Source organism: Salmonella enterica subsp. arizonae, from assembly GCF_008692845.1.
Lineage (GTDB): Bacteria > Pseudomonadota > Gammaproteobacteria > Enterobacterales > Enterobacteriaceae > Salmonella > Salmonella arizonae.
On record NZ_VXJW01000001.1, the window covers coordinates 714,939 to 739,575 of the forward strand.

At 49.9% G+C, this 24,637-nt stretch carries 26 protein-coding genes and 1 riboswitch; of the genes, 12 read left to right on the plus strand and 14 right to left on the minus strand.

Annotation, left to right across the window (positions count from 1 at the left end; translation table 11 throughout):
* The first annotated feature begins 138 nt into the window (after positions 1-138).
* The 5 genes from manX (at position 139) to mntP (ending at position 4,314) form a co-directional block, all read left to right on the plus strand.
* The gene (gene manX / locus F4V61_RS03700) at positions 139-1,104 is read left to right on the plus strand and encodes a PTS mannose transporter subunit IIAB (protein WP_000150556.1); all 966 of its coding nucleotides are present in this window, start codon (positions 139-141) and stop codon (positions 1,102-1,104) included.
* 53 nt (positions 1,105-1,157) lie between these two features.
* A complete protein-coding gene (locus tag F4V61_RS03705; RefSeq protein ID WP_038395834.1) occupies positions 1,158-1,958 on the plus strand; it encodes a PTS mannose/fructose/sorbose transporter subunit IIC in 801 nt (266 codons plus the stop codon).
* 12 nt (positions 1,959-1,970) lie between these two features.
* On the plus strand, positions 1,971-2,822 hold the full coding sequence (locus F4V61_RS03710) for a PTS mannose transporter subunit IID (protein ID WP_015702906.1): 852 nt from the start codon (positions 1,971-1,973) through the stop codon (positions 2,820-2,822).
* A 58-nt stretch (positions 2,823-2,880) separates the two neighbouring features.
* Positions 2,881-3,339 carry a DUF986 family protein gene (locus F4V61_RS03715; RefSeq protein WP_079829390.1) on the plus strand — a complete coding sequence of 153 codons (459 nt, stop codon included), beginning with the start codon at positions 2,881-2,883 and terminating at the stop codon, positions 3,337-3,339.
* A 195-nt stretch (positions 3,340-3,534) separates the two neighbouring features.
* A riboswitch (yybP-ykoY riboswitch) is annotated at positions 3,535-3,741 on the plus strand.
* A gap of 6 nt (positions 3,742-3,747) precedes the next feature.
* Positions 3,748-4,314, plus strand: coding sequence for a manganese efflux pump MntP (gene mntP / locus F4V61_RS03720; RefSeq protein WP_141024213.1), 567 nt, complete (start codon positions 3,748-3,750; stop codon positions 4,312-4,314).
* Here the strand turns inward: mntP and rlmA are convergent.
* From rlmA to mgrB, 6 genes are all read right to left on the minus strand, one after another.
* Entirely contained in the window at positions 4,311-5,120 is an 810-nt protein-coding gene (gene rlmA, locus F4V61_RS03725) for a 23S rRNA (guanine(745)-N(1))-methyltransferase (RefSeq protein WP_058345187.1), read from the minus strand. The two genes, mntP and rlmA, sit on opposite strands and share 4 nt — an antisense overlap.
* A 66-nt stretch (positions 5,121-5,186) precedes the next feature.
* Positions 5,187-6,932, minus strand: a complete 1,746-nt coding sequence (gene ftsI, locus F4V61_RS03730; RefSeq protein WP_080161188.1) for a peptidoglycan glycosyltransferase FtsI — start codon at positions 6,930-6,932, stop codon at positions 5,187-5,189.
* 221 nt (positions 6,933-7,153) lie between these two features.
* Complete coding sequence (gene cspE / locus F4V61_RS03735; protein WP_001062678.1) at positions 7,154-7,363, minus strand: transcription antiterminator/RNA stability regulator CspE; 210 nt, start codon at positions 7,361-7,363, stop codon at positions 7,154-7,156.
* 12 nt (positions 7,364-7,375) lie between these two features.
* Positions 7,376-7,519 carry a DUF2627 domain-containing protein gene (locus tag F4V61_RS03740; RefSeq protein WP_001537930.1) on the minus strand — a complete coding sequence of 48 codons (144 nt, stop codon included), beginning with the start codon at positions 7,517-7,519 and terminating at the stop codon, positions 7,376-7,378.
* 649 nt (positions 7,520-8,168) lie between these two features.
* A complete protein-coding gene (locus F4V61_RS03750) occupies positions 8,169-8,456 on the minus strand; it encodes a YebO family protein (protein ID WP_001000658.1) in 288 nt (95 codons plus the stop codon).
* 70 nt (positions 8,457-8,526) lie between these two features.
* Positions 8,527-8,670: a PhoP/PhoQ regulator MgrB gene (gene mgrB / locus F4V61_RS03755; protein ID WP_000714547.1), complete on the minus strand. Its 144-nt coding sequence runs from the start codon at positions 8,668-8,670 to the stop codon at positions 8,527-8,529.
* Positions 8,671-8,827: 157 nt separating this feature from the next.
* On the opposite strand from mgrB, the gene F4V61_RS03760 reads away from it, so the two are divergent.
* Positions 8,828-9,067 (plus strand): YobH family protein, encoded by a 240-nt coding sequence (locus F4V61_RS03760; protein WP_001236774.1) that lies wholly within the window; start codon positions 8,828-8,830, stop codon positions 9,065-9,067.
* Positions 9,068-9,276: 209 nt separating this feature from the next.
* Here the strand turns inward: F4V61_RS03760 and kdgR are convergent, their stop codons facing one another.
* Positions 9,277-10,068 carry a DNA-binding transcriptional regulator KdgR gene (gene kdgR, locus F4V61_RS03765; RefSeq protein ID WP_038395823.1) on the minus strand — a complete coding sequence of 264 codons (792 nt, stop codon included), beginning with the start codon at positions 10,066-10,068 and terminating at the stop codon, positions 9,277-9,279.
* Positions 10,069-10,243: 175 nt separating this feature from the next.
* Here kdgR and F4V61_RS03770 point away from each other — a divergent pair, with 175 nt between their 5' ends.
* Entirely contained in the window at positions 10,244-11,617 is a 1,374-nt protein-coding gene (locus F4V61_RS03770; protein ID WP_080161189.1) for an MFS transporter, read from the plus strand.
* 47 nt (positions 11,618-11,664) lie between these two features.
* Here F4V61_RS03770 and htpX read toward each other — a convergent pair whose 3' ends face one another.
* The 4 genes from htpX to F4V61_RS03790 form a co-directional block, all read right to left on the minus strand.
* A complete protein-coding gene (gene htpX, locus F4V61_RS03775) occupies positions 11,665-12,546 on the minus strand; it encodes a protease HtpX (RefSeq protein WP_000984498.1) in 882 nt (293 codons plus the stop codon).
* A 193-nt stretch (positions 12,547-12,739) separates the two neighbouring features.
* The gene (gene prc / locus F4V61_RS03780) at positions 12,740-14,788 is read right to left on the minus strand and encodes a carboxy terminal-processing peptidase (protein WP_038395819.1); all 2,049 of its coding nucleotides are present in this window, start codon (positions 14,786-14,788) and stop codon (positions 12,740-12,742) included.
* A gap of 19 nt (positions 14,789-14,807) precedes the next feature.
* A complete protein-coding gene (gene proQ / locus F4V61_RS03785; RefSeq protein ID WP_000431406.1) occupies positions 14,808-15,494 on the minus strand; it encodes an RNA chaperone ProQ in 687 nt (228 codons plus the stop codon).
* 97 nt (positions 15,495-15,591) lie between these two features.
* Positions 15,592-16,089 carry a GAF domain-containing protein gene (locus F4V61_RS03790; protein WP_000004840.1) on the minus strand — a complete coding sequence of 166 codons (498 nt, stop codon included), beginning with the start codon at positions 16,087-16,089 and terminating at the stop codon, positions 15,592-15,594.
* A gap of 128 nt (positions 16,090-16,217) precedes the next feature.
* On the opposite strand from F4V61_RS03790, the gene yebS reads away from it, so the two are divergent.
* The 5 genes from yebS (at position 16,218) to F4V61_RS03815 (ending at position 22,276) form a co-directional block, all read left to right on the plus strand.
* Entirely contained in the window at positions 16,218-17,501 is a 1,284-nt protein-coding gene (yebS, locus tag F4V61_RS03795; RefSeq protein WP_001207301.1) for a membrane integrity lipid transport subunit YebS, read from the plus strand.
* The gene (locus F4V61_RS03800; RefSeq protein ID WP_038395814.1) at positions 17,470-20,103 is read left to right on the plus strand and encodes a PqiB family protein; all 2,634 of its coding nucleotides are present in this window, start codon (positions 17,470-17,472) and stop codon (positions 20,101-20,103) included. The genes yebS and F4V61_RS03800 overlap by 32 nt, the downstream gene beginning before the upstream one ends.
* Before the next feature lie 77 nt (positions 20,104-20,180).
* Positions 20,181-21,620 carry a 16S rRNA (cytosine(1407)-C(5))-methyltransferase RsmF gene (rsmF, locus tag F4V61_RS03805; protein ID WP_080161191.1) on the plus strand — a complete coding sequence of 480 codons (1,440 nt, stop codon included), beginning with the start codon at positions 20,181-20,183 and terminating at the stop codon, positions 21,618-21,620.
* A 117-nt stretch (positions 21,621-21,737) separates the two neighbouring features.
* Positions 21,738-21,974, plus strand: a complete 237-nt coding sequence (locus F4V61_RS03810; protein ID WP_024131167.1) for a YebV family protein — start codon at positions 21,738-21,740, stop codon at positions 21,972-21,974.
* Between the two features lie 110 nt (positions 21,975-22,084).
* On the plus strand, positions 22,085-22,276 hold the full coding sequence (locus tag F4V61_RS03815) for a YebW family protein (protein WP_000457840.1): 192 nt from the start codon (positions 22,085-22,087) through the stop codon (positions 22,274-22,276).
* A gap of 28 nt (positions 22,277-22,304) precedes the next feature.
* Here the strand turns inward: F4V61_RS03815 and pphA are convergent, their stop codons facing one another.
* From pphA to sopE2, 3 genes are all read right to left on the minus strand, one after another.
* Positions 22,305-22,955, minus strand: coding sequence for a protein-serine/threonine phosphatase (gene pphA / locus F4V61_RS03820; protein ID WP_058818997.1), 651 nt, complete (start codon positions 22,953-22,955; stop codon positions 22,305-22,307).
* 238 nt (positions 22,956-23,193) lie between these two features.
* Positions 23,194-23,358 (minus strand): hypothetical protein, encoded by a 165-nt coding sequence (locus tag F4V61_RS22275; RefSeq protein WP_058345185.1) that lies wholly within the window; start codon positions 23,356-23,358, stop codon positions 23,194-23,196.
* 281 nt (positions 23,359-23,639) lie between these two features.
* Positions 23,640-24,362 (minus strand): type III secretion system guanine nucleotide exchange factor SopE2, encoded by a 723-nt coding sequence (sopE2, locus tag F4V61_RS03830; RefSeq protein ID WP_000161566.1) that lies wholly within the window; start codon positions 24,360-24,362, stop codon positions 23,640-23,642.
* Between the last annotated feature and the right edge of the window lie 275 nt (positions 24,363-24,637).

Below are 24,637 nucleotides of genomic sequence, written 5' to 3' on the forward strand. Positions count from 1 at the left end.
TTTTTCGATATCTAAAATAATTCACGAAAATCATGCGTTTTTCGTTGTACCCCTGATCTGAATCGATTCGATTGCGGACGGCGATTCAAAAATACATCTGTCAAGTCGATGTGTTGACAATAATAAAGGAGGTAGCAAGTGACCATTGCTATTGTTATAGGCACACATGGTTGGGCTGCGGAGCAGTTACTTAAAACAACTGAAATGCTGTTAGGCGAGCAGGAAAACGTCGGCTGGATCGATTTCGTTCCAGGCGAAAATGCCGAAACGCTGATCGAAAAGTACAACGCTCAGTTGGCTAAACTCAATACCAGTAAGGGCGTGCTATTTCTCGTTGATACTTGGGGAGGCAGTCCATTTAACGCTGCCAGCCGCATTGTCGTCGATAAAGAGCGTTATGAAGTTATTGCCGGTGTCAACATCCCGATGCTGGTCGAAACGTTTATGGCCCGCGACGACGATCCGAGCTTTGACGAGCTGGTGGCGCTGGCGGTAGAAACCGGTCGCGAAGGCGTAAAAGCGCTGAAAGCGAAACCGGTAGAAAAAGCCGCGTCAGCGCCAGTCGCCGCGCCAAAAGCTGCCGCGCCGGCAAAACCGATGGGGCCGAATGATTATATGATTATCGGACTTGCCCGTATCGATGACCGTCTCATTCATGGTCAGGTCGCTACCCGTTGGACCAAAGAGACCAATGTTAGCCGTATTATTGTCGTGAGCGATGAAGTTGCGGCGGATACCGTGCGTAAAACGCTGCTGACGCAGGTTGCGCCGCCGGGCGTTACGGCGCATGTGGTTGATGTTGCGAAGATGATTCGCGTTTACAACAACCCGAAATACGCCGGCGAACGCGTGATGCTTCTGTTTACCAATCCTACCGACGTCGAGCGCATCGTTGAAGGCGGCGTGAAAGTCACTTCCGTGAACATTGGCGGTATGGCCTATCGTCAGGGTAAAACGCAGGTGAACAACGCCGTTTCCGTCGATGAAAAGGATATCGAGGCCTTTAAAAAGCTCAACGAGCGCGGCATCGAGCTTGAGGTGCGTAAAGTTTCCACCGATCCGAAACTGAAAATGATGGATTTAATTGCCAAAGTAGCGAAATAACCGCCCGGCATTTAATTAGCTTTCACACTTAAGATAGCAATAGGAGAAGTACAATGGAGATTACCACTCTTCAGATTGTGCTGGTGTTCATCGTCGCATGTATCGCGGGTATGGAGTCGGTACTTGATGAATTTCAGTTCCACCGTCCGCTGATCGCCTGTACCTTAATCGGCGCCGTTCTGGGGGACATGAAAACCGGTATTATCATCGGCGGTACTCTGGAAATGATCGCACTGGGCTGGATGAACATCGGCGCCGCCGTTGCGCCTGATGCCGCGCTGGCGTCCATCATCTCTACCGTGCTGGTTATCGCCGGGCACCAAAGCATCGGCGCGGGTATCGCGCTGGCGATTCCGTTGGCGGCGGCAGGCCAGGTACTGACCATTATCGTACGTACCATCACCGTGGCATTCCAGCACGCGGCGGACAAGGCGGCCGAAAACGGCAACCTGACGGCGCTCTCCTGGCTACACGTTTCTTCTCTGTTCCTGCAGGCGATGCGTATCGCTATCCCGGCGGTTATCGTTGCTATCTCCGTAGGCACCAGTGAAGTACAGGGTATGCTGAATGCAATTCCTGAAGTCGTCACGGGCGGTCTGAACATCGCCGGCGGCATGATCGTCGTAGTGGGTTATGCGATGGTTATCAACATGATGCGCGCAGGCTACCTGATGCCGTTCTTCTACCTCGGTTTCGTCACTGCGGCTTTCACCAACTTCAACCTGGTCGCGCTGGGTGTCATCGGCGCAGTGATGGCTATTCTTTACATCCAGCTGAGCCCAAAATACAACCGTGTAACGGGCGCGCCTGCTCAGGCTGCTGGCACTAACGATCTTGATAACGAACTGGACTAACAGGTGAGCGAAATGGTTGATATGACTAAAACTACCACCGAGAAAAAACTCACTCCGAGCGATATTCGCGGCGTATTCCTTCGTTCTAACCTGTTCCAGGGGTCATGGAACTTCGAACGTATGCAGGCGCTGGGCTTCTGCTTCTCTATGGTGCCGGCGATTCGTCGCCTGTATCCGGAGAATAATGACGCGCGTAAACAGGCGATTAAGCGTCACCTGGAGTTCTTTAACACTCATCCTTACGTTGCGGCGCCGGTACTGGGCGTGACGCTGGCAATGGAAGAAAAGCGTGCGAACGGCGCGGAAATTGACGATGGCGCCATCAACGGTATCAAAGTAGGGCTGATGGGACCGTTGGCGGGCGTCGGCGACCCTATCTTCTGGGGTACCGTTCGTCCGGTATTTGCGGCGCTGGGCGCAGGTATTGCGATGAGCGGCAGCCTGCTTGGTCCACTGCTGTTTTTCATCCTGTTTAACCTGGTGCGCCTGGCTACGCGTTATTACGGCGTGGCTTATGGCTACCGCAAAGGCGTCGATATTGTGAAAGATATGGGTGGCGGCTTCCTGCAAAAACTGACTGAGGGGGCGTCAATTCTCGGCCTGTTTGTCATGGGGGCGTTGGTTAATAAGTGGACGCATGTGAATATTCCACTGGTAGTATCCACCATCACCGGTCAGGATGGCCAGACACGCGTTACCACCGTCCAAACTATTCTCGATCAACTGATGCCGGGTCTGGTCCCGCTACTGTTGACCTTTGCCTGTATGTGGCTGCTGCGTAAGAAAGTTAACCCGCTGTGGATTATCGTGGGCTTCTTCGTCATCGGCATCGCCGGCTACGCCGTAGGGCTGCTGGGCCAGTAAGGCTGTTGTACACTACCGGGGCCAAACGGCCCCGTTTTTTTATTTTTCTGGAGGATAAATGACTATCACGGATCTGGTGCTGATTCTCTTTATTGCCGCGTTACTGGCTTATGCTCTCTACGATCAGTTCATCATGCCCCGTCGCAATGGCCCCACCCTACTTTCTATAGCCCTGCTTCGCCGTAGCCGCGTAGACAGCGTTATCTTCGTTGGACTGGTCGCCATTCTTATCTATAACAACGTGACCAGTCACGGCGCGCAGATGACGACATGGTTATTAAGCTCGCTGGCGTTAATGGGTTTTTATATATTCTGGATCCGCACGCCGCGAATCATCTTTAAACAACATGGCTTTTTCTTCGCCAATGTCTGGATAGAATATAGCCGTATTAAAGAGATGAATTTATCGGAAGATGGCGTACTGGTGATGCAATTAGAACAAAGACGCTTGCTTATCCGTGTGAGGAATATCGACGATCTGGAAAAAATATATAAATTTCTTATTGCTACTCAATAAGTTAAGGTATAGCTTTAACTATATTTTCTAATTTCGTTTCGAATCATAATATAGCTAAGGCTATACTTTCTATTGACCAGTTGTTATTTAAGTTAACGTTTTATTGATGAATAAATATAAATGAAAATCGTTTTCAATTGACGAAAAATTAATATTTTATTACTGTTGTTTTATATTCTAAAAATATGTTAATGTTGCGCCGTCAATTGGGGAGTAGCCGATTTCCAGACTCCGGAAATGTACGCGTCAACATACTCGTTGCAAAACGTGGCGCGTACGGGCCAGCTATCGCTGGTCAGGCGAGACCATAGACGCATCTACTGCTGTGTATCTCGCCACAGAATGGCGATATGCATGTTCGCTGGGGGCGGTGATGTGTTTAATGGATACCCCGGTCTGGACGCTGTCATGCACTTTACTGCTACTGTTTTTCTCGCTTTCGGCATGTCGATGGATGCTTTCGCGGCATCAATTGGCAAAGGCGCCACCCTGCATAAACCCAAATTCTCAGAAGCGTTGCGTACCGGCTTTATCTTCGGCGCGGTTGAAACGCTGACTCCGCTGATCGGCTGGGGACTGGGGATGCTGGCGAGTAAATTTGTTCTGGAATGGAACCACTGGATAGCCTTTATTCTGCTGATCTTTTTGGGCGGACGCATGATCATCGAAGGTATTCGCGGCGGTAGTGATGAAGATGACACACCGCTACGTCGCCACAGCTTTTGGCTATTAGTCACGACGGCTATCGCAACCAGCCTCGATGCGATGGCGGTTGGCGTCGGTCTGGCGTTTTTGCAGGTGAACATCATCGCTACCGCATTGGCTATCGGTTGCGCCACGCTTATCATGTCCACCCTCGGAATGATGATCGGGCGCTTTATCGGCCCGATGCTGGGTAAGCGTGCTGAAATTCTCGGCGGGGTAGTACTAGTAGGGATTGGCGTCCAGATCCTCTGGACGCATTTTCACGGTTAACTGTCACGCTGCCAGAGATGAAGGTTGAAATCCGTCTGGCAGCTAAACCCGACGCTGGCGGCCAATTGTTCCCACACTTCCGGCCTGGCGCGCCAGGCGAATGGCGTCATTTGCAACAGTGCCACGGCTTCTTCAGCGTTAAGCTGCATGTGATAAGCAAGGCGGGTACTCTGCTGCAATGAGAATCCGTCGAGCTGCTCGGTATGCGGCGCATGTAGACGCACCTCATCGTAAATGAGCCCTTTTAGTTCCATCAGATGATGCGGCCCCGGCCTGGCGGTAACGACCCAACCACCAGGTTTTACCACGCGCGCCAACTCCTGCGCCTTACACGGGGCGTAGATTCTGATCACCGCATCCATTGACGCATCGGCAAAGGGCAGCCGATAGCTTGACGCCACGCAAAACTTCACCTGCGAATAGCGCTTCGCCGCCGCTTTGATCGCCGTTTTAGCAACGTCCAGTCCAAACGTGGTTATTTCCGGCAACGCATCTGCAAAAGCATGGGTGTAATATCCCTCGCCACAGCCGATATCCAGAATCGCTGTGGCCGATTTATCCAGCCGCCCGCGCAACAGATTAATCACAGCATCGCGTAGCGGCTGATAATGGCCTGCATCAAGAAACGCTCTCCTTGCCTGCATCATTTCTGCGCTGTCGCCCGGATCGCGTGAACGTTTATGCTGTACCGGCAGCAGATTGATATATCCCTCTTTCGCCACATCAAACTGATGCCGCAGTGGACACACAAAACTGTTATTACTCTGCGTAAGAGGCTGATGACAAAGCGGGCAGGTAAAGGACATGACAACTCCGGGCTGGGGACGCTAAAGGGCGCAAGTGTAACGCGAATTGCGCCCAGGGAAAATCCTTTACAAGCCCGGAACCGAAACGTGATTGCCATGCATCACCAGAAGGTGGTCCGAATCGGCTGGCATACCGTCTGGCTCAACATTTTCCAGCCGCAACACATCGCCCATTATCTGGCTGAATACGGGCGCAGATACCGCGCCGCCATAATAAGCCCCATTTTGCGGATTATTAATCACCACCACCAAGGCAAATCTGGGGTTGCTTGCCGGCGCAACGCCTGCGGTGTATGCCACGTACTTATCAACGTATTTGCCATCATCGCCAATTTTTTTCGCCGTCCCGGTTTTAACCGCAATCCGGTAATCTCTAACTGCGGCTTTTGTTCCACCGCCGCCAGGCAACGCCACGCTCTCCATCATATGTTCCACCTCGTGCACCAACTCTTCCGACATCACACGCGTGCCGATCACGGGCGGATCAACTTTTGTGATCGATAACGGACGATAAATACCAAAGCTGCCAATCGTGGCATAAACATGCGCCAGTTGAAGCGGCGTCACCATTAATCCGTATCCAAAGGCGAAGGAGGCGCGATCCAGATCACTCCAGTAACGGCGTTTCGGTAATAATCCACTACTCTCTCCGGTTAAACCAAGGCCGGTAGGCAGGCCGAAACCAAAGCTTTTATAGGTATCCATTAATTTCTGCACCGGCATCGCCAGTGAAAGGTGAGAAACGCCGGTATCGCTGGATTTTTGCAAAATACCGGTTAATGTCAGTTCCGGGTAGTAACCGACGTCGCGAATACGGTGCCCATCAAGAATAAAGGGATGAGTATCAATAACGCTGTCCGGTTGTACGATGCCTTGCTGCAACGCCGTCATAATGACCAGTGGCTTAACGGTAGAGCCGGGTTCAAAGGTGTCGCTGATAGCGCGGTTACGAAAATCGTCCAGTTGCGCGCCCTCACGATTGTTTGGGTTGAAATCCGGGTAACTCGCCATTGAGAGAATTTCACCCGTTGGGATGTTAATCAATACGGCAGCGCCGGATTCCGCTTTGTTCCAGATTACAGCGTTATCCAGCGCATCTTCGGTAACCGTTTGCAGACGTTCATCAATGCTAAGCTGAAGTTCATGAGCAGGAACCGGATTCACTTCCGTAATGTTCTCAATAACATGGCCAAATTTATCTTTACGCACCAGTCGGGAGCCCGGCTTTCCTGTCAGTTGCGCGTTAAAGCTCTTTTCAACACCTTCTATCCCCTGCCCATCGATATTGGTAAAGCCTATCAAATTGGCCGCTACATGACCGGCGGGGTAAAAACGGCGAGACTCTTCCCGCAGATTAATGCCCGGTAGATTCAGTTTATCTATCCATTCGGCTTGCTGAGGTGAAACCTGGCGCGCGAGGTAAATGAAACGGCCTGCCGGGTTGCTGTTTACCCGTTCAGCAAGCGTACTGAGCGACAGATGTAGCGCGCTGGCCAACGCCTGCCAGCGCTGATTGTAGCCAACCCCGCCTTTGCTTATAATGGTCTTAGGATCGGCCCAGACAGCATTAACCGGAACGCTTACCGCTAAGGGTCGCCCCTCTCTGTCGGTGATCATGCCGCGTGGAGAGGCCGTGGTCACTTCACGAAGCGAGCGCATATCTTCTTGTTTCACCAGTTTCGACGGCGTAACAATTTGCAACCATGCTACCCGCCCTAACAGCAATGCCATACTGAGCAGAATGGCAGTGCAAAGTAGCGCAAAACGTATGGGGGTAAAATTACGGGTATCACCGCCGCTTTTCTTTTTCACCTGATCTCCAGCCGAATCATTTTTCAGGTGATTGATTTAACGGGAAACGACAGGAAAAACCAGAAAAAACAATGCTAATAACATCGCGCCTTTGCAACAAATCGCTAACGAGAGCGCATTCAGACACATTTTGAAGGATATTGAATTAAAAAGCCCCGCTTTTTAGCGAGGCTTTATATCTGAGGCTGACGCGACAAACCGCATCAAATCAGTGGTGTCGATCAGATAGCGGTTACGTTAACAGCAGCCGGACCTTTCTGGCCATCCTGAATTTCGAACTCAACGTTCTGGCCTTCAGCCAGAGTTTTGAAGCCATTACCCTGGATAGCGGAGAAGTGTACGAACACATCTTTGCTGCCATCAGCCGGTGTAATGAAGCCAAAACCTTTGGACTCGTTGAACCACTTAACTTGACCTTTAATCTTTGCCATTTGCAAAATTCCTTAGAGTGTTTTCTTTGCCCGCAGGCATAACATAGATAAAACTGAGACATTACTGCTTGAGGCACTAATATAAGGTTCGGCAGAGAAGCGGTATTCAACGTCAACGTGTTTACTCAGGACTTCTTTACTGAAAATGCCACACATAAACAGAACTGTACCTCGTTTAACCCAAAGCCTGTTATCACATACAACGTTAATTATGGCAAGCCATTTTTAAACATGTCTCGATCCGTTGCACAAATTACGAGAACCTTCACAAATTGACAGCACGTTTATGCAACAAAACTGCTGAAGATATATCCTCGCGAGCTGGCGGACACACCGACAACGTCACTGCTGAATAGCCACTTTTTTACCATAGCTCAATAACTTCCCTTCTTCCAGTACATCAAATCACATTTAAAAGCTGTATTTTTAATATCACTTTTTTATTCTGAGTAATGCATAAATTGTCACAATGCTAAAAAACACCTTTTAATCAAAATAATAGAAAAGGGTTTTCCGATACCGCTTCCTGCGACATTCCTCGTCTTTACAGGATGACTTAAAATAATGAACAAACGATGACAATCAACAAAAAGAGAGAGAAACGTTTCGCTTTTAATAGAAAACGATCGGTATCACAAAATTGACATATGCACATTTGTTATGGGTATAAAACTATGTTTCATATAAAGCCATATATTATATAGGGTGTTGATACTGTATTGTCAGTTGCAAGCGCTAACACTGACAAAATCCGACGGGTGAGCGAGGCGCGTGGCATCTTGAGCCGCCTGCGCTCCTGTAAGCGTTATCGTTCAGCAACCAGACGAATGATATCCTCATCCTTTCTCTGTTCGCTTGCCGCTGTTGCGGGTTCAGCTTCTTTTTCTGGTTCGTTTGCTTCACAAAGGCGGCGCAACAACGCGTTTTGCCGCTTCTGTTGATTCAATAACGCTTCGAGCAATTCTATCTGCTCGTTAGCGCGGGAACTGGCCCGGTTGACAAAAAACCAGAGCGTGAGCCCGACCACCAGAACCGCCATTGATACTATTAAAGATGCAAGAGAAAACGCACCAGAGTTTAAAACATCGTTCATTTCACCACCTCAATGTAGAGACGTCATTCTACCACTGCTACACGGGAAGGAAATCTCTGGTATAAAACGTTTACCAGGGAATAAATTTATTGATGGCGCAAATACCGCTGAAAAATTGTACATCCTGATCGCACATGATATTAAACACCTGCGCCCACAGCAACAGACATACCACCACCACGATGCCGAGAACGACCCATCGAAATTTTTTCACTCCACTCTCCGATCTTACATCTTATGCCGCTAAATTATCATGAGTTACCTAAACCAGGAGTAACTGTAGCGGCAATATATGTTTTTAGGAATGATTCACTTGTTTCAATCAATGTACACGCTACTCTTATTCTAACTAAAAAAGAAAAGAGGTAGTAATGCGTTTGATCATTCGCGCAATTGTATTGTTTGCCCTGGTGTGGATAGGCCTGCTGCTGAGCGGCTATGGCGTACTGGTGGGAAGTAAAGTAAACGCGGCGGGGCTGGGCCTGCAGTGCCATTACCTGACGGCACGCGGCACCAGTACAGCACAATATGTCCATACTAATAGCGGCATCATTGGCTTTTCGGAGTGTCCCATTTTCAGAAAAAGCGCTACCGTCGTGGATAATAGCTAAGCGGTAACAAATAATTTCATCACGAAACTATCACGGGTAATTACTCTATATTAGCTGTGGTTTATAAGCATCGTTAAATAATATTTTAATAACCGTTAAATAAGCAGACGGCAATTATCTTCTTTTATGATTCCATCTCACTATATGTTATAAAAAAGCAGATGCATTTTTCGCGTCTGCTTTTTTTAACGTCATGCTAATAAGATTACTTAGAAAGGATAATCGTTGTAACCCATTTGTTCAGAAATTTTACGCGCGGCAGCGTGTAACATAGCAACATATTCCTGTAGGCGCTCTTCTGAAAAGCGCAGCGTCGGGAACGAAATGCTTAACCCTGCGATTACCACGCCAAAACGGTCGAATACCGGTACGCCGATACAACGTAAACCTTCTTCCTGTTCTTCGTTATCTTCACCGTAACCTTGCGCACGTACTTTATCTAACAGTGGCAGCAACGCTTCAGTGCTGGTAATGGTTCGTCCGGTGCTTTGTTTGTACTCTACGCCGTCGAGAATCTGCTTAACCTCATCGCGATCTCGCCAGGCCAGAAGCACTTTACCGATGGCCGTACTGTACAGCGGATTACGACGACCGATACGTGAGTACATCCGCAGATTGTACATAGAGTCAATTTTATGGATATAAACAATGCTGTCTTCATCCAGAGCGCCAAGATGGATAGTTTCTTTCGTCAGACGAGAAAGCTCGCGCATCTGGATGTCCGCACTGCGGATCAAATCAACATTTTGCAAAGCTCGCGCACCCAACTCAAACAACTTTAGCGTCAGAGAGTATTTTTCAGACTCCCCCTCCTGAGCCACGTAGCCAAGCGTTTTCATGGTTTGCAAAAAGCGATAAACAGTGCTTTTCGACATCATAACGCGCTGCGATAGTTCAGTAATTCCTGTTTCACGCTCTTCACCCAGCGCCTGCAGAATGCCGAAAACCTTCAGTACAGAAGATACAGAATCAGGCCGTTTATCCAGATCTGCGTTTACCATTTATCACCTCATTACGAGCGTTTTATAAAATTCAGAACGATTTTTTATTATAATTTCACGCCAGGTCGCCCGCAATCCATCTTTGCTTGCTTCGTTACAAATCTGCGATATAAAGCCTCAATATCGATGCTAAAATCATTACTCAACTCATAATCTCGCTTATTACAAAATACTTATGAAAAAAAAACAGGCCGAGGGCCTGCCCCTCCCACAGAGATACGGCGCTATCCTGACGATTATTATCGGTATTTCGATGGCAGTTCTGGATAGCGCAATCGCCAATGTCGCGCTGCCAACCATTGCTAGTGATTTGCACGCCTCCCCTGCCAGCTCTATCTGGATTGTCAATGCGTATCAAATCGCAATTGTCGTCTCACTACTTTCCCTGTCTTTTTTAGGAGATATGTTTGGTTATCGCCAGGTCTATAAATGTGGTTTAGTCGTATTTCTGCTTTCATCATTGTTTTGCGCGCTTTCAGACTCGCTGCAAATGCTCACGCTGGCGCGCATCGCGCAGGGGTTTGGCGGCGCGGCGCTAATGAGTGTAAACACGGCGCTAATTCGTCTTATCTACCCCCAGCGTCATCTGGGACGAGGCATGGGAATTAACTCTTTTACCGTCGCCGTCTCTTCCGCCGCTGGCCCAACGATCGCCGCAGCGATACTGTCTATCTCATCATGGAAATGGCTGTTTCTGATTAATGTCCCATTAGGCATCATCGCCTTAATTCTGGCTATACGCTTTTTACCGGCAAACATCGCCCATGACGCTAAGCCTCGCTTTGACTTACCCAGCGCGGTAATGAATGCGCTTACATTCGGCCTGCTGATTACCGCGTTGAGCGGCTTTGCTCAGGGACAGTCACTAACATTGATTGGCGCAGAGCTGCTCGTCCTGTTCGTTGTCGGTTTTTTCTTTGTTCACCGCCAGCTTTCTTTGCCCGTCCCCTTGTTACCCATCGACTTGTTACGCATTCCGCTCTTTTCACTCTCGATCGGCACATCAATTTGCTCGTTCTGCGCGCAAATGTTGGCTATGGTCTCGCTGCCTTTTTATCTGCAAACCGTGCTGGGCCGTAGCGAAGTAGAAACCGGCCTGCTGTTGACGCCCTGGCCGCTGGCAACAATGGTGATGGCGCCGCTGGCCGGATACCTGATAGATCGTTTTCATGCCGGTTTGCTGGGGGCTCTGGGAATGGTGATAATGGCAGCCGGACTGTTCGCTCTGATTATGCTGCCCGCCTCTCCCTCCGATCTAAATATTATCTGGCCGATGCTTCTGTGCGGCGCAGGGTTTGGCCTGTTCCAGTCACCAAATAATCACACTATTATGACTTCCGCACCGCGTAAACGCAGCGGAGGCGCCAGCGGGATGCTGGGCACGGCGCGACTGTTAGGTCAAAGTACTGGCGCTGCGCTGGTGGCGCTGATGTTGAACCAGTCTGGCGATAGCGGTACGCACCTCTCGCTGGTCGCAGCGGGGGGCCTGGCCACTCTCGCGGCGGTAGTGAGCGGTTTACGTATTACGCAACCACACGCTCAGGCGTAAAAAAAGCGCGTTATTCGACGCGCTTTTTCATGTTGTCAGTGGGCTTATTATTTCAGGTATTCGCCGCTACGCAGCGCTTCAATACGTTTATCAAGCGGTGGGTGCGTCATAAACAGCTCGCTTAACGATTTCGATTTACCGTTAATACAAAACGCCATCATGCTGGTCGCTTCTTGCGGCTCGTAGCTGGTTTTCAGGCGCTGCAACGCGGCAATCATTTTTTCACGGCCAACCAACTTCGCCGATCCCGCATCGGCATGGAACTCACGATAACGGGAGAACCACATTGTGATAATGCTCGCCAGGATACCGAAAACCAGTTCCAGCACCGTCGCTACGGCGAAATAGATTAGCGGATTGCCATTGCTCCCTTCGCCCTCATCTCGGTTGCCGCCGAGAAAGCCAGCAGCAATTTGCGCGATAATACGCGAAATAAAGATAACGAAGGTGTTTACCACCCCCTGAATCAACGTCATCGTAACCATATCGCCATTGGCAATATGGCTGATTTCATGCGCAATGACGGCTTCTGCTTCGTCAGGACTCATGTTTTGCAACAGACCGGTGCTCACAGCGACCAATGAGGCGTCACGGCGTGCGCCCGTCGCAAACGCGTTAATGTCTGGCGCATGGTAGATGGCAACCTGCGGCATAGCGATACCGGCCTGCCGCGCTTGCGTTGCTACTGTGTTCATCAACCAGCGTTCTCTTTCATTGCGAGGCTGTTCAATAACCTCCCCTCCTACTGATTTTAACGCCATCCATTTGGACATCAGCAATGAAATAAAAGAACCGCCAAAACCAAACAGCAGCGCCATAATCAGCAAGCCTTGTACGCTGCTCGACTGTATCCCTGTCAGGCTCAGAACCAGCCCGAAGACGACCATCACCGCCAGGTTCGTCAGCAGGAAGAGCGCGATTCGCATCATAATTTTCTTTTAACCTCAATTTAACAAAGCGCACTATGCGATTACCCACATCGTATGGGTCTTATGGCTATTTTCAAGTATTATCAGGCTGTAAGTCACGAGAAAAACACAACTTTACATTTTGTAGCATTATACTGACGGCTTTATGAGCTTGTTAAAAAAAACAGGCACAATTTCTTGTGCCTGTTTAGCGTTACTTACCGGCTGCCGCCTGCTCCGCTGGTTTTTCTTGTTCAAGATGCGCCAGGTCCAGAGCAATCTTCACTGTTTCATCAAGATACGGGTCCGGCTCCTGGTAATCCTTCGGCAGATCGTCCAGTTTCTTCAGCAACGGTTTACCCTCGCGTTTAAACCGATCGTTGATACGTGCCAGACGCATGGCGTCTTCTTCATTGTTCTCTTTCTCACGCTGCGCATAATTCAGAGAGACAATGTTGCGCTTACCCTTAATGGCATTGAAATGTGCGATATCCTTCATGATGTATTGGAACTCAGGATCTTTAGCGATACGCACGTTGTGTTCTTTCAATAATTCCGGGCCAAATTGGGTTAAATCACCCGATTTCGTGTACTTAGCCGCATTGATACTATCCCACGGCAAGGCGTTGTCTTCATATTTTTCTCCGGTTTCTGTCTCTTCATTGCCTGTCGGCATGATGATATCCGGTGTGACCCCTTTACGCTGCGTACTGCCGCCATTGACACGGTAAAACTTCTGAATGGTGTACTGCACCGAACCCAGCGCAGGCCACTCAGGGCGCAGCATCTGATCGTAAATTCGATTTAACGAACGGTATTGCTGTACCGTCCCTTTGCCGAAGGTCGGCTCACCGACAATCAGCGCGCGACCATAATCCTGCATCGCAGCGGCGAAGATTTCCGATGCCGAGGCGCTAAATCGATCGACCAGCACTACCAGCGGGCCTTTATAGTAGACCACGCCGTCGGTATCGCTATCCTCACGCACCTTGCCATTATTGTCGCGTACCTGGACTATCGGACCGGAAGGGATAAACAAGCCTGAAAGCGAAACGGCTTCCGTCAGCGCCCCGCCGCCATTTGACCGCAAATCAATAACGATGCTGTTAACATTTTGTTTTTCCAGCTTCTGAAGCTGAACTTTTACATCATCGGTCAAGCCGACATAGAAGCCAGGAATATCCAGTACGCCGACTTTCTCTTTGCCGACAGTTTTCACCGACATTTTAACCGCGCGATCTTCAAGACGAATCCGTTCGCGCGTCAACGTAACAATACGGGTTTTCATCCCTTTCCCGGCTGGCAAAATTTCCAGACGGACCTTACTGCCTTTCGGCCCTTTGATCAGCGCCACAACATCGTCAAGACGCCAGCCGATCACGTCAACCATCGGTTTTCCGGTCTGCCCTACGCCGACGATACGATCGCCCACACTAATTGACTTGCTCTTCGCTGCCGGGCCGCCAGCAACTAATGAGTTAATGACGGTATAATCGTCATCCATTTGCAACACCGCGCCGATACCTTCCAGAGACAAGCTCATTTCGGTATTAAACTGCTCGGTATTGCGGGGGGAAAGATAATTCGTATGCGGGTCGATTTCACGCGCAAAAGCGGTCATCGCCAGCGAGAACACATCTTCACTGTTAGTCTGTGCCAAACGGCGAATGGCAAATTTGTAGCGACGCATTAGCGTTTCGCGAATTTCTTTGTCACTCTTGCCGGTGAGTTTCAGACTGAGTTCGTCAAATTTCACCTTGCCATCCCACAGCGCATTCAGCTCAGCCTCATCTTTCGGCCAGGGTGCCTTACTGCGGTCCAGATTAAACGTATCGTTTCCGGTGAAATCCATTGGCCGCTCCAGCACTTTTAGCGCGTACTGGTAACGTTCAAAACGGCGCTTTTGCGCCAGATTGTAAAGATCGTAAAAAACATCCAGCTTACCTGTGCGCAGCTCGTCGCCCAACACGGTTTTCTTTTTCGCAAACTGCTCGACATCACTCGCCAACAAAACGTTATGGCTATAGTCGAGGAGATTCAGATAGCGATCAAAAATCTTTGCCGAAAATGCCTGATCTAAATCGAACTGACGATAGTGGGAGCGGGTAAAACGCGACGTTACACGCTCGCTCACCGTCGCATGTTGCGTCTCTTCCTTCAGTACGGGAATTTGATCGGCGCGCGTAATATCTTCCACGGCGAAGGACTGGCCTGCTAATGCAAGCAGGCCAGCTAACGCGGTAAGCCTAAAAAAAGTGTTCATGCCAGGCCAGGCCTCCGTTTCAGAACACCAAGTGTTCTGCGCGTACAATCAAAGACATACCCGAATTCAGCTGTACACGGACACCATCTTTGGTGATTTCTAATACGGTGGCATCCATCGCATTATTACCCGCTTTAACCTTGAGGGACTGCCCTACCGTCAATACTGAAATATCAGAAACCGGCGTGTGCTTTTCTTCGCGAGGCGCACGCAGCGCTTTCGACGTCTGTTTATCAGCGCGAGGTTTACGTTCAGCGCCTTCTTTACGACGCGCGACTGGGCGAGGCTTACGCTCGCGTCGCGGCGCGTCTTCTTTTTCGCCTGCCGCCGCGGCAGCTTCGCGTTTTTTCGCTTGCTGCTCTGCGCGCTGCGCCTGAACACGGGCTTTGGCTTCTTCAAGCTGCTTACGGGCATGTTCGACATGCTGTTCTTCCAGTTCGCCGCACGGATTGCCATCAAGGTCGACGCGCGTTGCGCCCGGCTTAACGCCGTACAGGTAACGCCAGCTTGAAGTATAAAGACGTAAAGCGGAACGAAGTTGCGTTTTGCTGAGGTTCATTTCGCCCCCAACTCGCTCTACCAGATCCTGAAAAATACCAATTTTCAGCGGGCGCGCTTCGCCTTCCGCACTAAAACAGCGAGGAAAACGCTCGGCCAGAAACGCGATAACTTCTTTACTGCTATTCAACTTAGGTTGATTTTCCATGAAATTTCCTGATTACAACGGACGTAGCCAACAAGCCGCAGGCATGAACAGGCGTCATTATAATGACGCCATCAGTAATTGCTACGTTATCCGTTGATTATCCTGCGACGCTCGCAAAGAATTTTTTGTAATCCGTCGTTGCAAGCACGGTTTCAAGCTGCGCGACCAGCGTACGCAGGCCGTGTTCATCTTCTTCGGTAAATCGGCCAAACGCCGTACTATCAATATCCAGCACGCCGATAATCTTTTTTCCAACCGCGACAGGTAGCACAATTTCGGCGTTGCTGGCGGCATCACAGGCAATATGGCCGTCAAACGCATGAACATCATCAATACGCTGAACCTTATTCTGCGCTACCGCTGCGCCGCACACGCCGCGACCAACCGGAATCCGCACGCAGGCGATCTTCCCCTGAAACGGCCCCAACACCAACGTGTCGCCTTCGAGGAGATAAAATCCTGCCCAGTTCACCTCGGTAAGACGTTCGAACAGTAGCGCGCTGGTATTCGCCAGCGTGGCCAGAAAACTGGTTTCACCTGCCATTAACGACTGAAAATCGCGGTTTAACGCCGCGTATAGCTCTGTTTCGCTCATTATATAATCACTTTGTGGTCTTACTCCTAAACACAGGCTATTAAAATAAGCATTAAATGCGTTCTTGCTCAAGGTTATTCCTATCATGAGTTAAGATTACATTATTCTAACACTTTGATTCACGATACATGGCTCTGAACACTTCACACGTCACGCCAACAAAAAAGCTAACGATCTGGTCAATTAGCGAAGCGCTGCCGCGCAGCCACTATCAGCGCTGCCCTGAATGCGACATGCTGTTCAGCCTGCCGGAGATAAGCGCCCATCAAAGCGCCTATTGTCCACGTTGTCAGGCCAAAATTCGCGATGGTCGAGACTGGTCTCTGACGCGGCTGATTGCGATGGCGGTGACAATGCTGCTGCTGATGCCTTTTGCCTGGAGCGAGCCGCTACTCCACATTTACCTGTTGGGCGTACGTATTGATGCCAATGTTATGCACGGTATCTGGCAAATGACGCAGCAAGGCGATCCGTTAACCGCCGCAATGGTGCTCTTTTGCGTGGTGGGCGCGCCGCTTATTCTGGTTTTTTCAATCGCTTACCTGTGGTTTGGCAGTCTCCTCGGCATGAATCTGCGACCGGTTCTGTTGATGCTGGAAAAACTGAAAGAGTGGGTGATGCTGGATATCTATCTGGTCGGTATTGGCGTTGCCTCTATCAAAGTTCAGGACTATGCCTTTCTGCAGCCGGGCATCGGGCTTTTAGCATTCGTCTCGTTGGTGGTTCTTAGCATTCTGACTATGATTCATCTAAATGTAGAGCAACTATGGGACCGATTTTATCCGCAGCGCCCTGCCCAACATGCAGACGAAAGATTGCGCGTCTGTCTTGGCTGCCACTTTAGCGGCTATCCGGATGCAAAAGGACGCTGCCCGCGTTGTCATATTCCGCTACGGTTACGCAGAAAGCAGAGCGTACAAAAGTGTTGGGCGGCGCTGCTGGCGTCTATTGTGTTTTTGCTGCCGGCAAACCTGCTGCCTATCTCGGTAATTTACATTAATGGCGGGCGTCAGGAGGATACTATCCTGTCGGGTATTATGTCGCTCGCCAGCAGTAATATCGCCGTCGCAGCCGTGGTTTTTATCGCCAGTATTTTGGTGCCGTTTACCAAAGTCATCGTCATGTTTACGTTACTGCTGAGTATCCATTTCAAATGTGAACAGGGGCTACGGACGCGAATTCTGTTGCTGCGTCTGGTGACATGGATAGGCCGCTGGTCGATGCTGGATCTTTTCGTTATCTCGTTAACCATGTCTCTGATTAATCGCGATCAGATTCTGGCTTTTACTATGGGACCGGCTGCGTTTTATTTCGGCGCAGCGGTAATTTTGACTATTCTTGCAGTGGAATGGCTGGATAGCCGCTTACTTTGGGATACACATGAGTCAGGAAACGCCCGCTTCGAAGACTGAAGCGCAAATTAAAACCAAACGCCGTATTTCACCTTTCTGGCTGCTACCGCTTATCGCGCTAATGATCGCAGGGTGGCTAGTATGGGATAGCTACCAGGATCGCGGCAATAGCGTGACTATCGATTTTATGTCGGCGGACGGTATCGTACCAGGCCGTACTCCCGTTCGTTATCAGGGAGTAGAAGTCGGCACCGTGGAAGATGTCAGCCTGAGCAAAGATCTGCGCAAAATTGAAGTTCGCGTCAGTATCAAATCAGATATGGAAGATGCGTTGCGCGAAGAGACGCAATTCTGGCTGGTGACGCCCAAAGCCTCGCTGGCGGGCGTTTCCGGCCTGGATGCGTTGGTCGGCGGGAATTACATCGGTATGATGCCTGGTAAAGGCAAGCCCAGAGATCACTTCGTCGCCCTGGATACACAGCCCAAATACCGGCTTAGCAACGGCGATCTGATGATTCATCTCCATGCGCCGGATCTCGGTTCGCTTAATAGCGGTTCACTGGTCTATTTCCGTAAAATCCCTGTCGGACGGGTGTATGACTATTCGATTAACCCTAACAAACAGGGCGTGACGATTGACGTTCTGATTGAGCGACGGTTTACCGATCTGGTGAAGAAAGGCAGTCGTTTCTGGAATGTCTCCGGCGTTGACGCCGATCTAAGCCTGAGCGGCGCGAAGGTGAAACTGGAAAGCCTCGCGGCCCTGGTCAATGGCGCGATTGCGTTTGACTCGCCGGACAATTCCAAACCCGCCGCCCAGGATGACACGTTCGGCTTATATAAAGATTTAGCCCACAGCCAACGAGGGGTAATCGTTAAACTTGAGCTACCCAGCGGAGACGGCCTGAAAGCGGAATCCACGCCGCTGATGTACCAAGGGCTGGAAGTGGGAGAGCTTTCTAAACTGACGCTCAATCCTGGCGGTAAAGTCACAGGAGAGATGACCGTCGATCCCAGCGTTGTTCCGCTGATGCGGGAAAATACGCGTATTGAGTTACGCAATCCTAAGCTATCGCTAAGCGACGCGAATATCAGTTCGTTATTAACCGGAAAAACCTTCGAGCTGGTGCCGGGCGACGGCGAACCACGCAGTGAATTTGTGGTGGTGCCAGGTGAAGAAGCCCTACTGCATGAGGCGAATGCCTTAACCCTGACGCTAACGGCCCCGGAAAGTTACGGCATCGAACCGGGTCAACCATTAATTTTACATGGCGTAAAAGTTGGCCAGGTCATTGAGCGTAACTTGTCCAGTAAAGGGGTGTCATTCACCGTCGCGATTGAACCGCAGCACCGGGATTTGGTACAGGGCGACAGTAAATTCGTAGTCAACAGCCGGGTGGATGTTAAGGTCGGCCTTGACGGCGTAGAATTCCTCGGCGCCAGCGCCAGCGAGTGGATTGACGGCGGGATTCGCATTTTGCCGGGGACAGGCGGAAAGATGAAATCCACCTACCCGCTCTATGCTAACCTTGAAAAAGCGCTGGAAAATAGCCTCAGCGACTTACCCACCACCACTCTGACGCTGACTGCCGAAACGTTGCCGGATATCCAGGCAGGTTCCGTCGTGCTGTATCGAAAATTTGAAGTAGGCGAAGTCATCACCGTCCGTCCACGCGCCAATAGCTTTGATATCGACCTGCATATTAAGCCGGAATATCGCCATCTGTTAACCAGCAATAGCGTGTTCTGGGCGGAAGGCGGCGCGAAGGTGCAACTTAACGGCAGCGGCCTAACGGTACAGGCTTCGCCGCTCTCCCGCGCACTGAAAGGCGCCATAAGTTTTGACAACCTGAGCGGCGCCAGCGCCAGTCGGCGCAAAGGCGATAAACGTATCCTTTATGCTTCAGAAACTTCCGCCCGCGCAGTAGGCGGACAAATTACGCTGCACGCGTTCGATGCCGGAAAACTGGCGGAGGGAATGCCGATTCGTTACCTCGGTATTGATATCGGTCAAATCCAGACGCTGGAATTAATTACCGCGCGTAATGAAGTACAGGCGAAAGCCGTACTTTATCCGGAGTACGTACAAACATTTGCTCGCGCCGGGACGCGTTTTTCTGTTATTACGCCACAAATTTCCGCGGCGGGCGTCGAGCATCTGGATACGATTCTCCAGCCCTATATTAACGTTGAACCAGGACGCGGCGCGGCACGACGCGACTTTGAACTCCAGGAAGCGACCATTACCGACTCACGCTACCTGGATGGATTAAGCATCGTCGTAGAGGCGCCAGAAGCAGGCTCGCTTAATATCGGCACACCGGTCCTGTTTCGCGGTATTGAAGTGGGAACCGTCACCGGAATGTCCCTGGGGTCGCTCTCCGATCGCGTGATGATCACCCTGCGCATCAGTAAGCGTTACCAACATCTGGTGCGCAATAACTCCGTGTTCTGGCTCGCCTCCGGCTATAGCCTCGACTTTGGTCTGACCGGCGGCGTGGTGAAAACGGGGACATTTAATCAATTTATCCGCGGCGGTATCGCCTTCGCTACTCCACCAAGTACACCACTAGCGCCGAAAGCGCAGGCCGGTAAGCACTTCCTGTTACAAGAGAGCGAACCGAAAGAATGGCGTGAATGGGGCACCGCGTTGCCACGTTAAACGCCCGGCTCCGGCGTACTCGCGCCGGAGCGTTTTATGCTACACTGCGCGCCTGTTTTTTTGCCGGCGATACACCTGTGGCTCAACATTCTGTCTATTTTCCTGACGCTTTTCTGGCACAAATGCGTGAAGCAATGCCTTCTACGCTCTCTTTTGATGAATTTATTGCGGCCTGCCAACGCCCGTTGCGCCGCAGTATACGCATCAATACGCTTAAAATATCCGTGGCTGATTTCCTTGCCCTGACCGCGCCCTACGGCTGGTTGCTCACGCCGATTCCGTGGTGTGACGAAGGATTCTGGATCGAGCGCAATGATGAAGACGCGTTGCCGCTTGGCAGTACCGCTGAGCATTTAAGCGGCCTGTTTTACATTCAGGAGGCCAGCTCAATGCTGCCGGTCGCGGCGCTGTTCGCCGATGATAATCATCCGCAACGGGTCATGGATATGGCGGCGGCGCCAGGCTCCAAAACCACGCAAATTGCCGCGCGTATGGGGAACCACGGCGCCATTCTGGCCAACGAGTTTTCGGCCAGCCGCGTCAAAATTCTGCACGCTAACATCTGCCGATGTGGAGTCGCCAATACCGCGTTGACGCATTTCGATGGTCGCGTATTTGGCGCCGCGTTGCCGGAGATGTTTGACGCAATCCTTCTGGATGCACCCTGCTCTGGCGAAGGCGTAGTGCGAAAAGATCCTGATGCGCTAAAAAACTGGTCGCCAGAAAGCAATCTGGATATCGCTGCTACACAGCGCGAACTTCTCGAGAGCGCCTTTCATGCTTTGCGGCCCGGCGGCACGCTGGTCTACTCTACCTGCACGTTAAATCGCCAGGAAAACGAAGCGGTCTGCCTCTGGCTTAAAGAAACCTATACCGATGCCGTTGAATTTTTGCCGCTGAATGATCTGTTTCCTGACGCTGACCGCGCTCTGACGCCGGAGGGCTTCTTGCACGTCTTCCCACAAATTTACGACTGTGAAGGCTTCTTTGTCGCACGTCTGCGTAAAATCTCGTCCCTGCCCGCCCTGCCCGCGCCGACGTATAAAGTGGGAAACTTTCCTTTTATCCCCCTCAAAGGCCACGAAGCCTTACATATTACCCAGGCGGCCAACGCAGTCGGACTGCTATGGGATGAAAATCTCCATCTTTGGCAGCGTGAAAAAGAAGTCTGGTTGTTCCCGGCAGCGATAGAATCACTGATCGGAAAAGTCCGTTTTTCCCGACTCGGCATTAAGCTGGCGGAAAGTCATAATAAAGGCTATCGCTGGCAACATGAGGCTACGGTAGCCCTTGCCTGCCCAAATCATGCTCACGCGCTCGAACTTTCTCCTCAAGAGGCGGAGGAGTGGTATCGCGGTCGGGATATTTATCCGCAAACAATCCCTGCCGTTGATGATGTGTTGGTGACGTTCCAGCATCAGCCGCTCGGTCTGGCAAAACGTATCGGCTCACGAATCAAGAACAGCTACCCGCGTGAACTGGTACGGGATGGCAAACTCTTTACCAGTAACGTCTAACAAGCGCACAAAAAAACCGCACTTTTTGACTGGCGCTTTTGCGCGTGTTGACTACGCTGAAAAATGGACGACTAAACTGGTCGTACCACAATTAGCGTATTAACGGAGAGTACGATGATGAAAACCAGTGTGCGCATTGGCGCTTTTGAAATCGACGATGCCGAGTTACATGGCGAATCGCCAGGAGAGCGAACGTTAACCATCCCCTGTAAATCTGATCCGGATTTATGTATGCAACTGGACGCCTGGGATGCCGAAACCAGCGTTCCCGCCATTCTCAACGGGGAGCATTCCGTTTTGTTCCGCAATCATTACGATCCTAAGTCTGATGCCTGGGTCATGCGTCTTGCCTGACGCGAAAAGAACCCGTCGCCAGGCGGGTTATTTATTCTTCCTTTTCTCATTTCCCCCTTGCGCTAACCTCTCCTACACTATCGTGTAAAGTAGTTAACATTGAGGATGGAATGTTCGCGCTGGTACTTTTTGTGTGTTACCTGGATGGAGGATGTGAGGATATCGTCGTGGACATCTACGATACCGAGCAGCAATGTCTTTATTCGATGGGCGATCAACGTATTCGTCACGGCGGCTGTTTCCCGGTGGAGGATTTTATCGATGGCTTCTGGCGACCTGCGCAGCAATATAGCGATTTTTAACCCCGTCATTTACCTCTCGCTGACGCCGCTATTGTATCTGCGCTAACGTCAATTGTCCGCCAAATACCGCGCCCGTATCAATGTAGTGTACGTTGTCGAAATCCATACGCCGACGCAACGGCGTATGGCCAAACCAAAAATGATCGGCGCCGATAATCCCACCACTTTTTTTCATTAGCCGTTCACGGCTCCAGAGAACCTGATGTAAATCGACCTTTTTTTGCCATTGATAGATTGGCGACGGATAATCGGCATGAGCGATAACATGCGTGTTATGGCGGCAGCGTATTTCCAGTATCCAGGGAAGCCGCTGGCAAAGGGTGAAAAGCATTTCAGCTTGTACAGTTTGTTCAGCCGTCAGGCGAGTAAACCAGTCGCCACCATTCATAAACCACAGCATCGGCTGTGATGAGGCCAGCGCATCAAGCGCCATTTGCTCATGATTGCCGCGAACCGCCCTCATCCAGGACTCACGCAGTAAAGCCAGACTACGTAAGCTGTCTGGCCCTCTATCTATAATATCTCCCACGGAAACTAACAAGTCTTGTTGCGGATCAAATTGATACTCACGTAACTTTTTCATTAATATTGAAAAACAGCCGTGGATATCGCCGACAACCCAGATATGCCGCCAATCCTTCCCCTCTATTCGCTGATAAATCTCTTCAGGCCGCATCATGTTTTTCCTGCCGTTCGTTATCATACCCACACATCAAACCTGGATGGATATAAAAGGATAGCGCGTGCAGGTTGTTTTGCTTAGTAAATATCCTCTGTTGTAAATAGCGTATTTCAACAGTAGAGAATAAATTCATTGTTATCATCGGAATAAAATATAACTGACTGCGCCAGGGGCGTTATCCCCTGACGCTGCGAGTTAACCAATATCGCCTGTTCACATTCAATATTCTCTCTCCTTAAAAACATGCCGGGAACATAAACCACATAACAACACCACACGCTTTAGCACACTCTTTCGCTGAGTGACTTGCAAGACAAACCAGAGCTAAGGCGGGTTTCGTTACCGTGGCTAACATTGCCCCCAAAAACAGAAGCAGCACAAATTTTTTAAAAGGCGGCATAACTCCTCCAGTTAACAGATCGTTTAATCCTTATTAATACATCATCCGTGTACGGGTATCATAGGCTTAACAACACAAGTCGTTACTAAAAAAAACGTCTGGTTGTGCAGGCGTTTAGATTAATAACGATCATCTTAAGCTTTAAAGATAATTTTCTGATTTTATATTAAAAATAAAGATGGCGACGTTTTATTAAAAACGTCGCCATAAAAACGAGCATATAGTTTAATAAAGCCTGCTATCATTTCAGTTATTTAATAGTAGCATTGCGTTTGCTATTTTCAGGAGGCATTCTGAAGATACTTATTCGCAATATTTTCCACAGTTAACTGAAATTGTTGTGGCGTCGGCATCGTTCCCTCATTAAACAGCGGCGTAACTTCTTTCATAATAATCTTCTCAGCATACGCTTTAAAAGACACCTGCTGACTATAATTTATAAACATATGCGGATATTCAACACTCGCTGAAGCGATAAGAGGAACGACAAAAGGATTCGTCCCTGCCCCACCTGGAGTAAATATGCCGTTTTTTATCTCTCCAGGTAGCCCTGCATTTTGCGCAGCCTCTCCTATCTCTTTCAGAAAAGGCGTAATACTGATCCCTTTACTGACGAGTAACTTACAACATTGATCTTTATTATTACTATACACTGATGATAACATGGCTTCACATGTCTGACGAGCATAGTCCGGATCTTTACTCGCATTCCCTTTGATATCCAGGCTATTGAGCTTTTGTAGCATAAAATCTTTAACAATTTTATTGGTTAATACCGCCCTCCCCTCAGAAGCGTTACCACGATGAAAATGGGTAGCCGGCGTGTCTGTTTGCTTGTGCAGGCTAAAACGCTCTGACAGACTCGTAGACAGGCTGATAAAGCTATTTCTAACGGCGGTAATACTTTTTGCAAAAACGCCCTTCTCCGTTGTTGTTTCTTTTACTGGTTCGACGTCACTTCTATGGATTCTATAAAACTGGGGGGACAGATTTATTTTAGTCACGGTAGCTCTCCTTTTGAATATGTATGCATAGCTACACCTTGTTTATATTTCCTTGCTTTCAAAAAATAACCACCCCACCGAAGAACCAGCTTACCCGTTGATTTTAATAAATTTTTATTTACCCTTTAAATTTTAATTGTCTATCACCTGGCGCGTTTATTCAGCAAAATGCGCTCGCGACGCCTTAGCCGACGGAGTTAATCATAGCGCCAGTCGCGACATCCAGCGTGTTGCGACTGCGAGTTATCAATTAGAGCAATGATGAGAGACTGGCT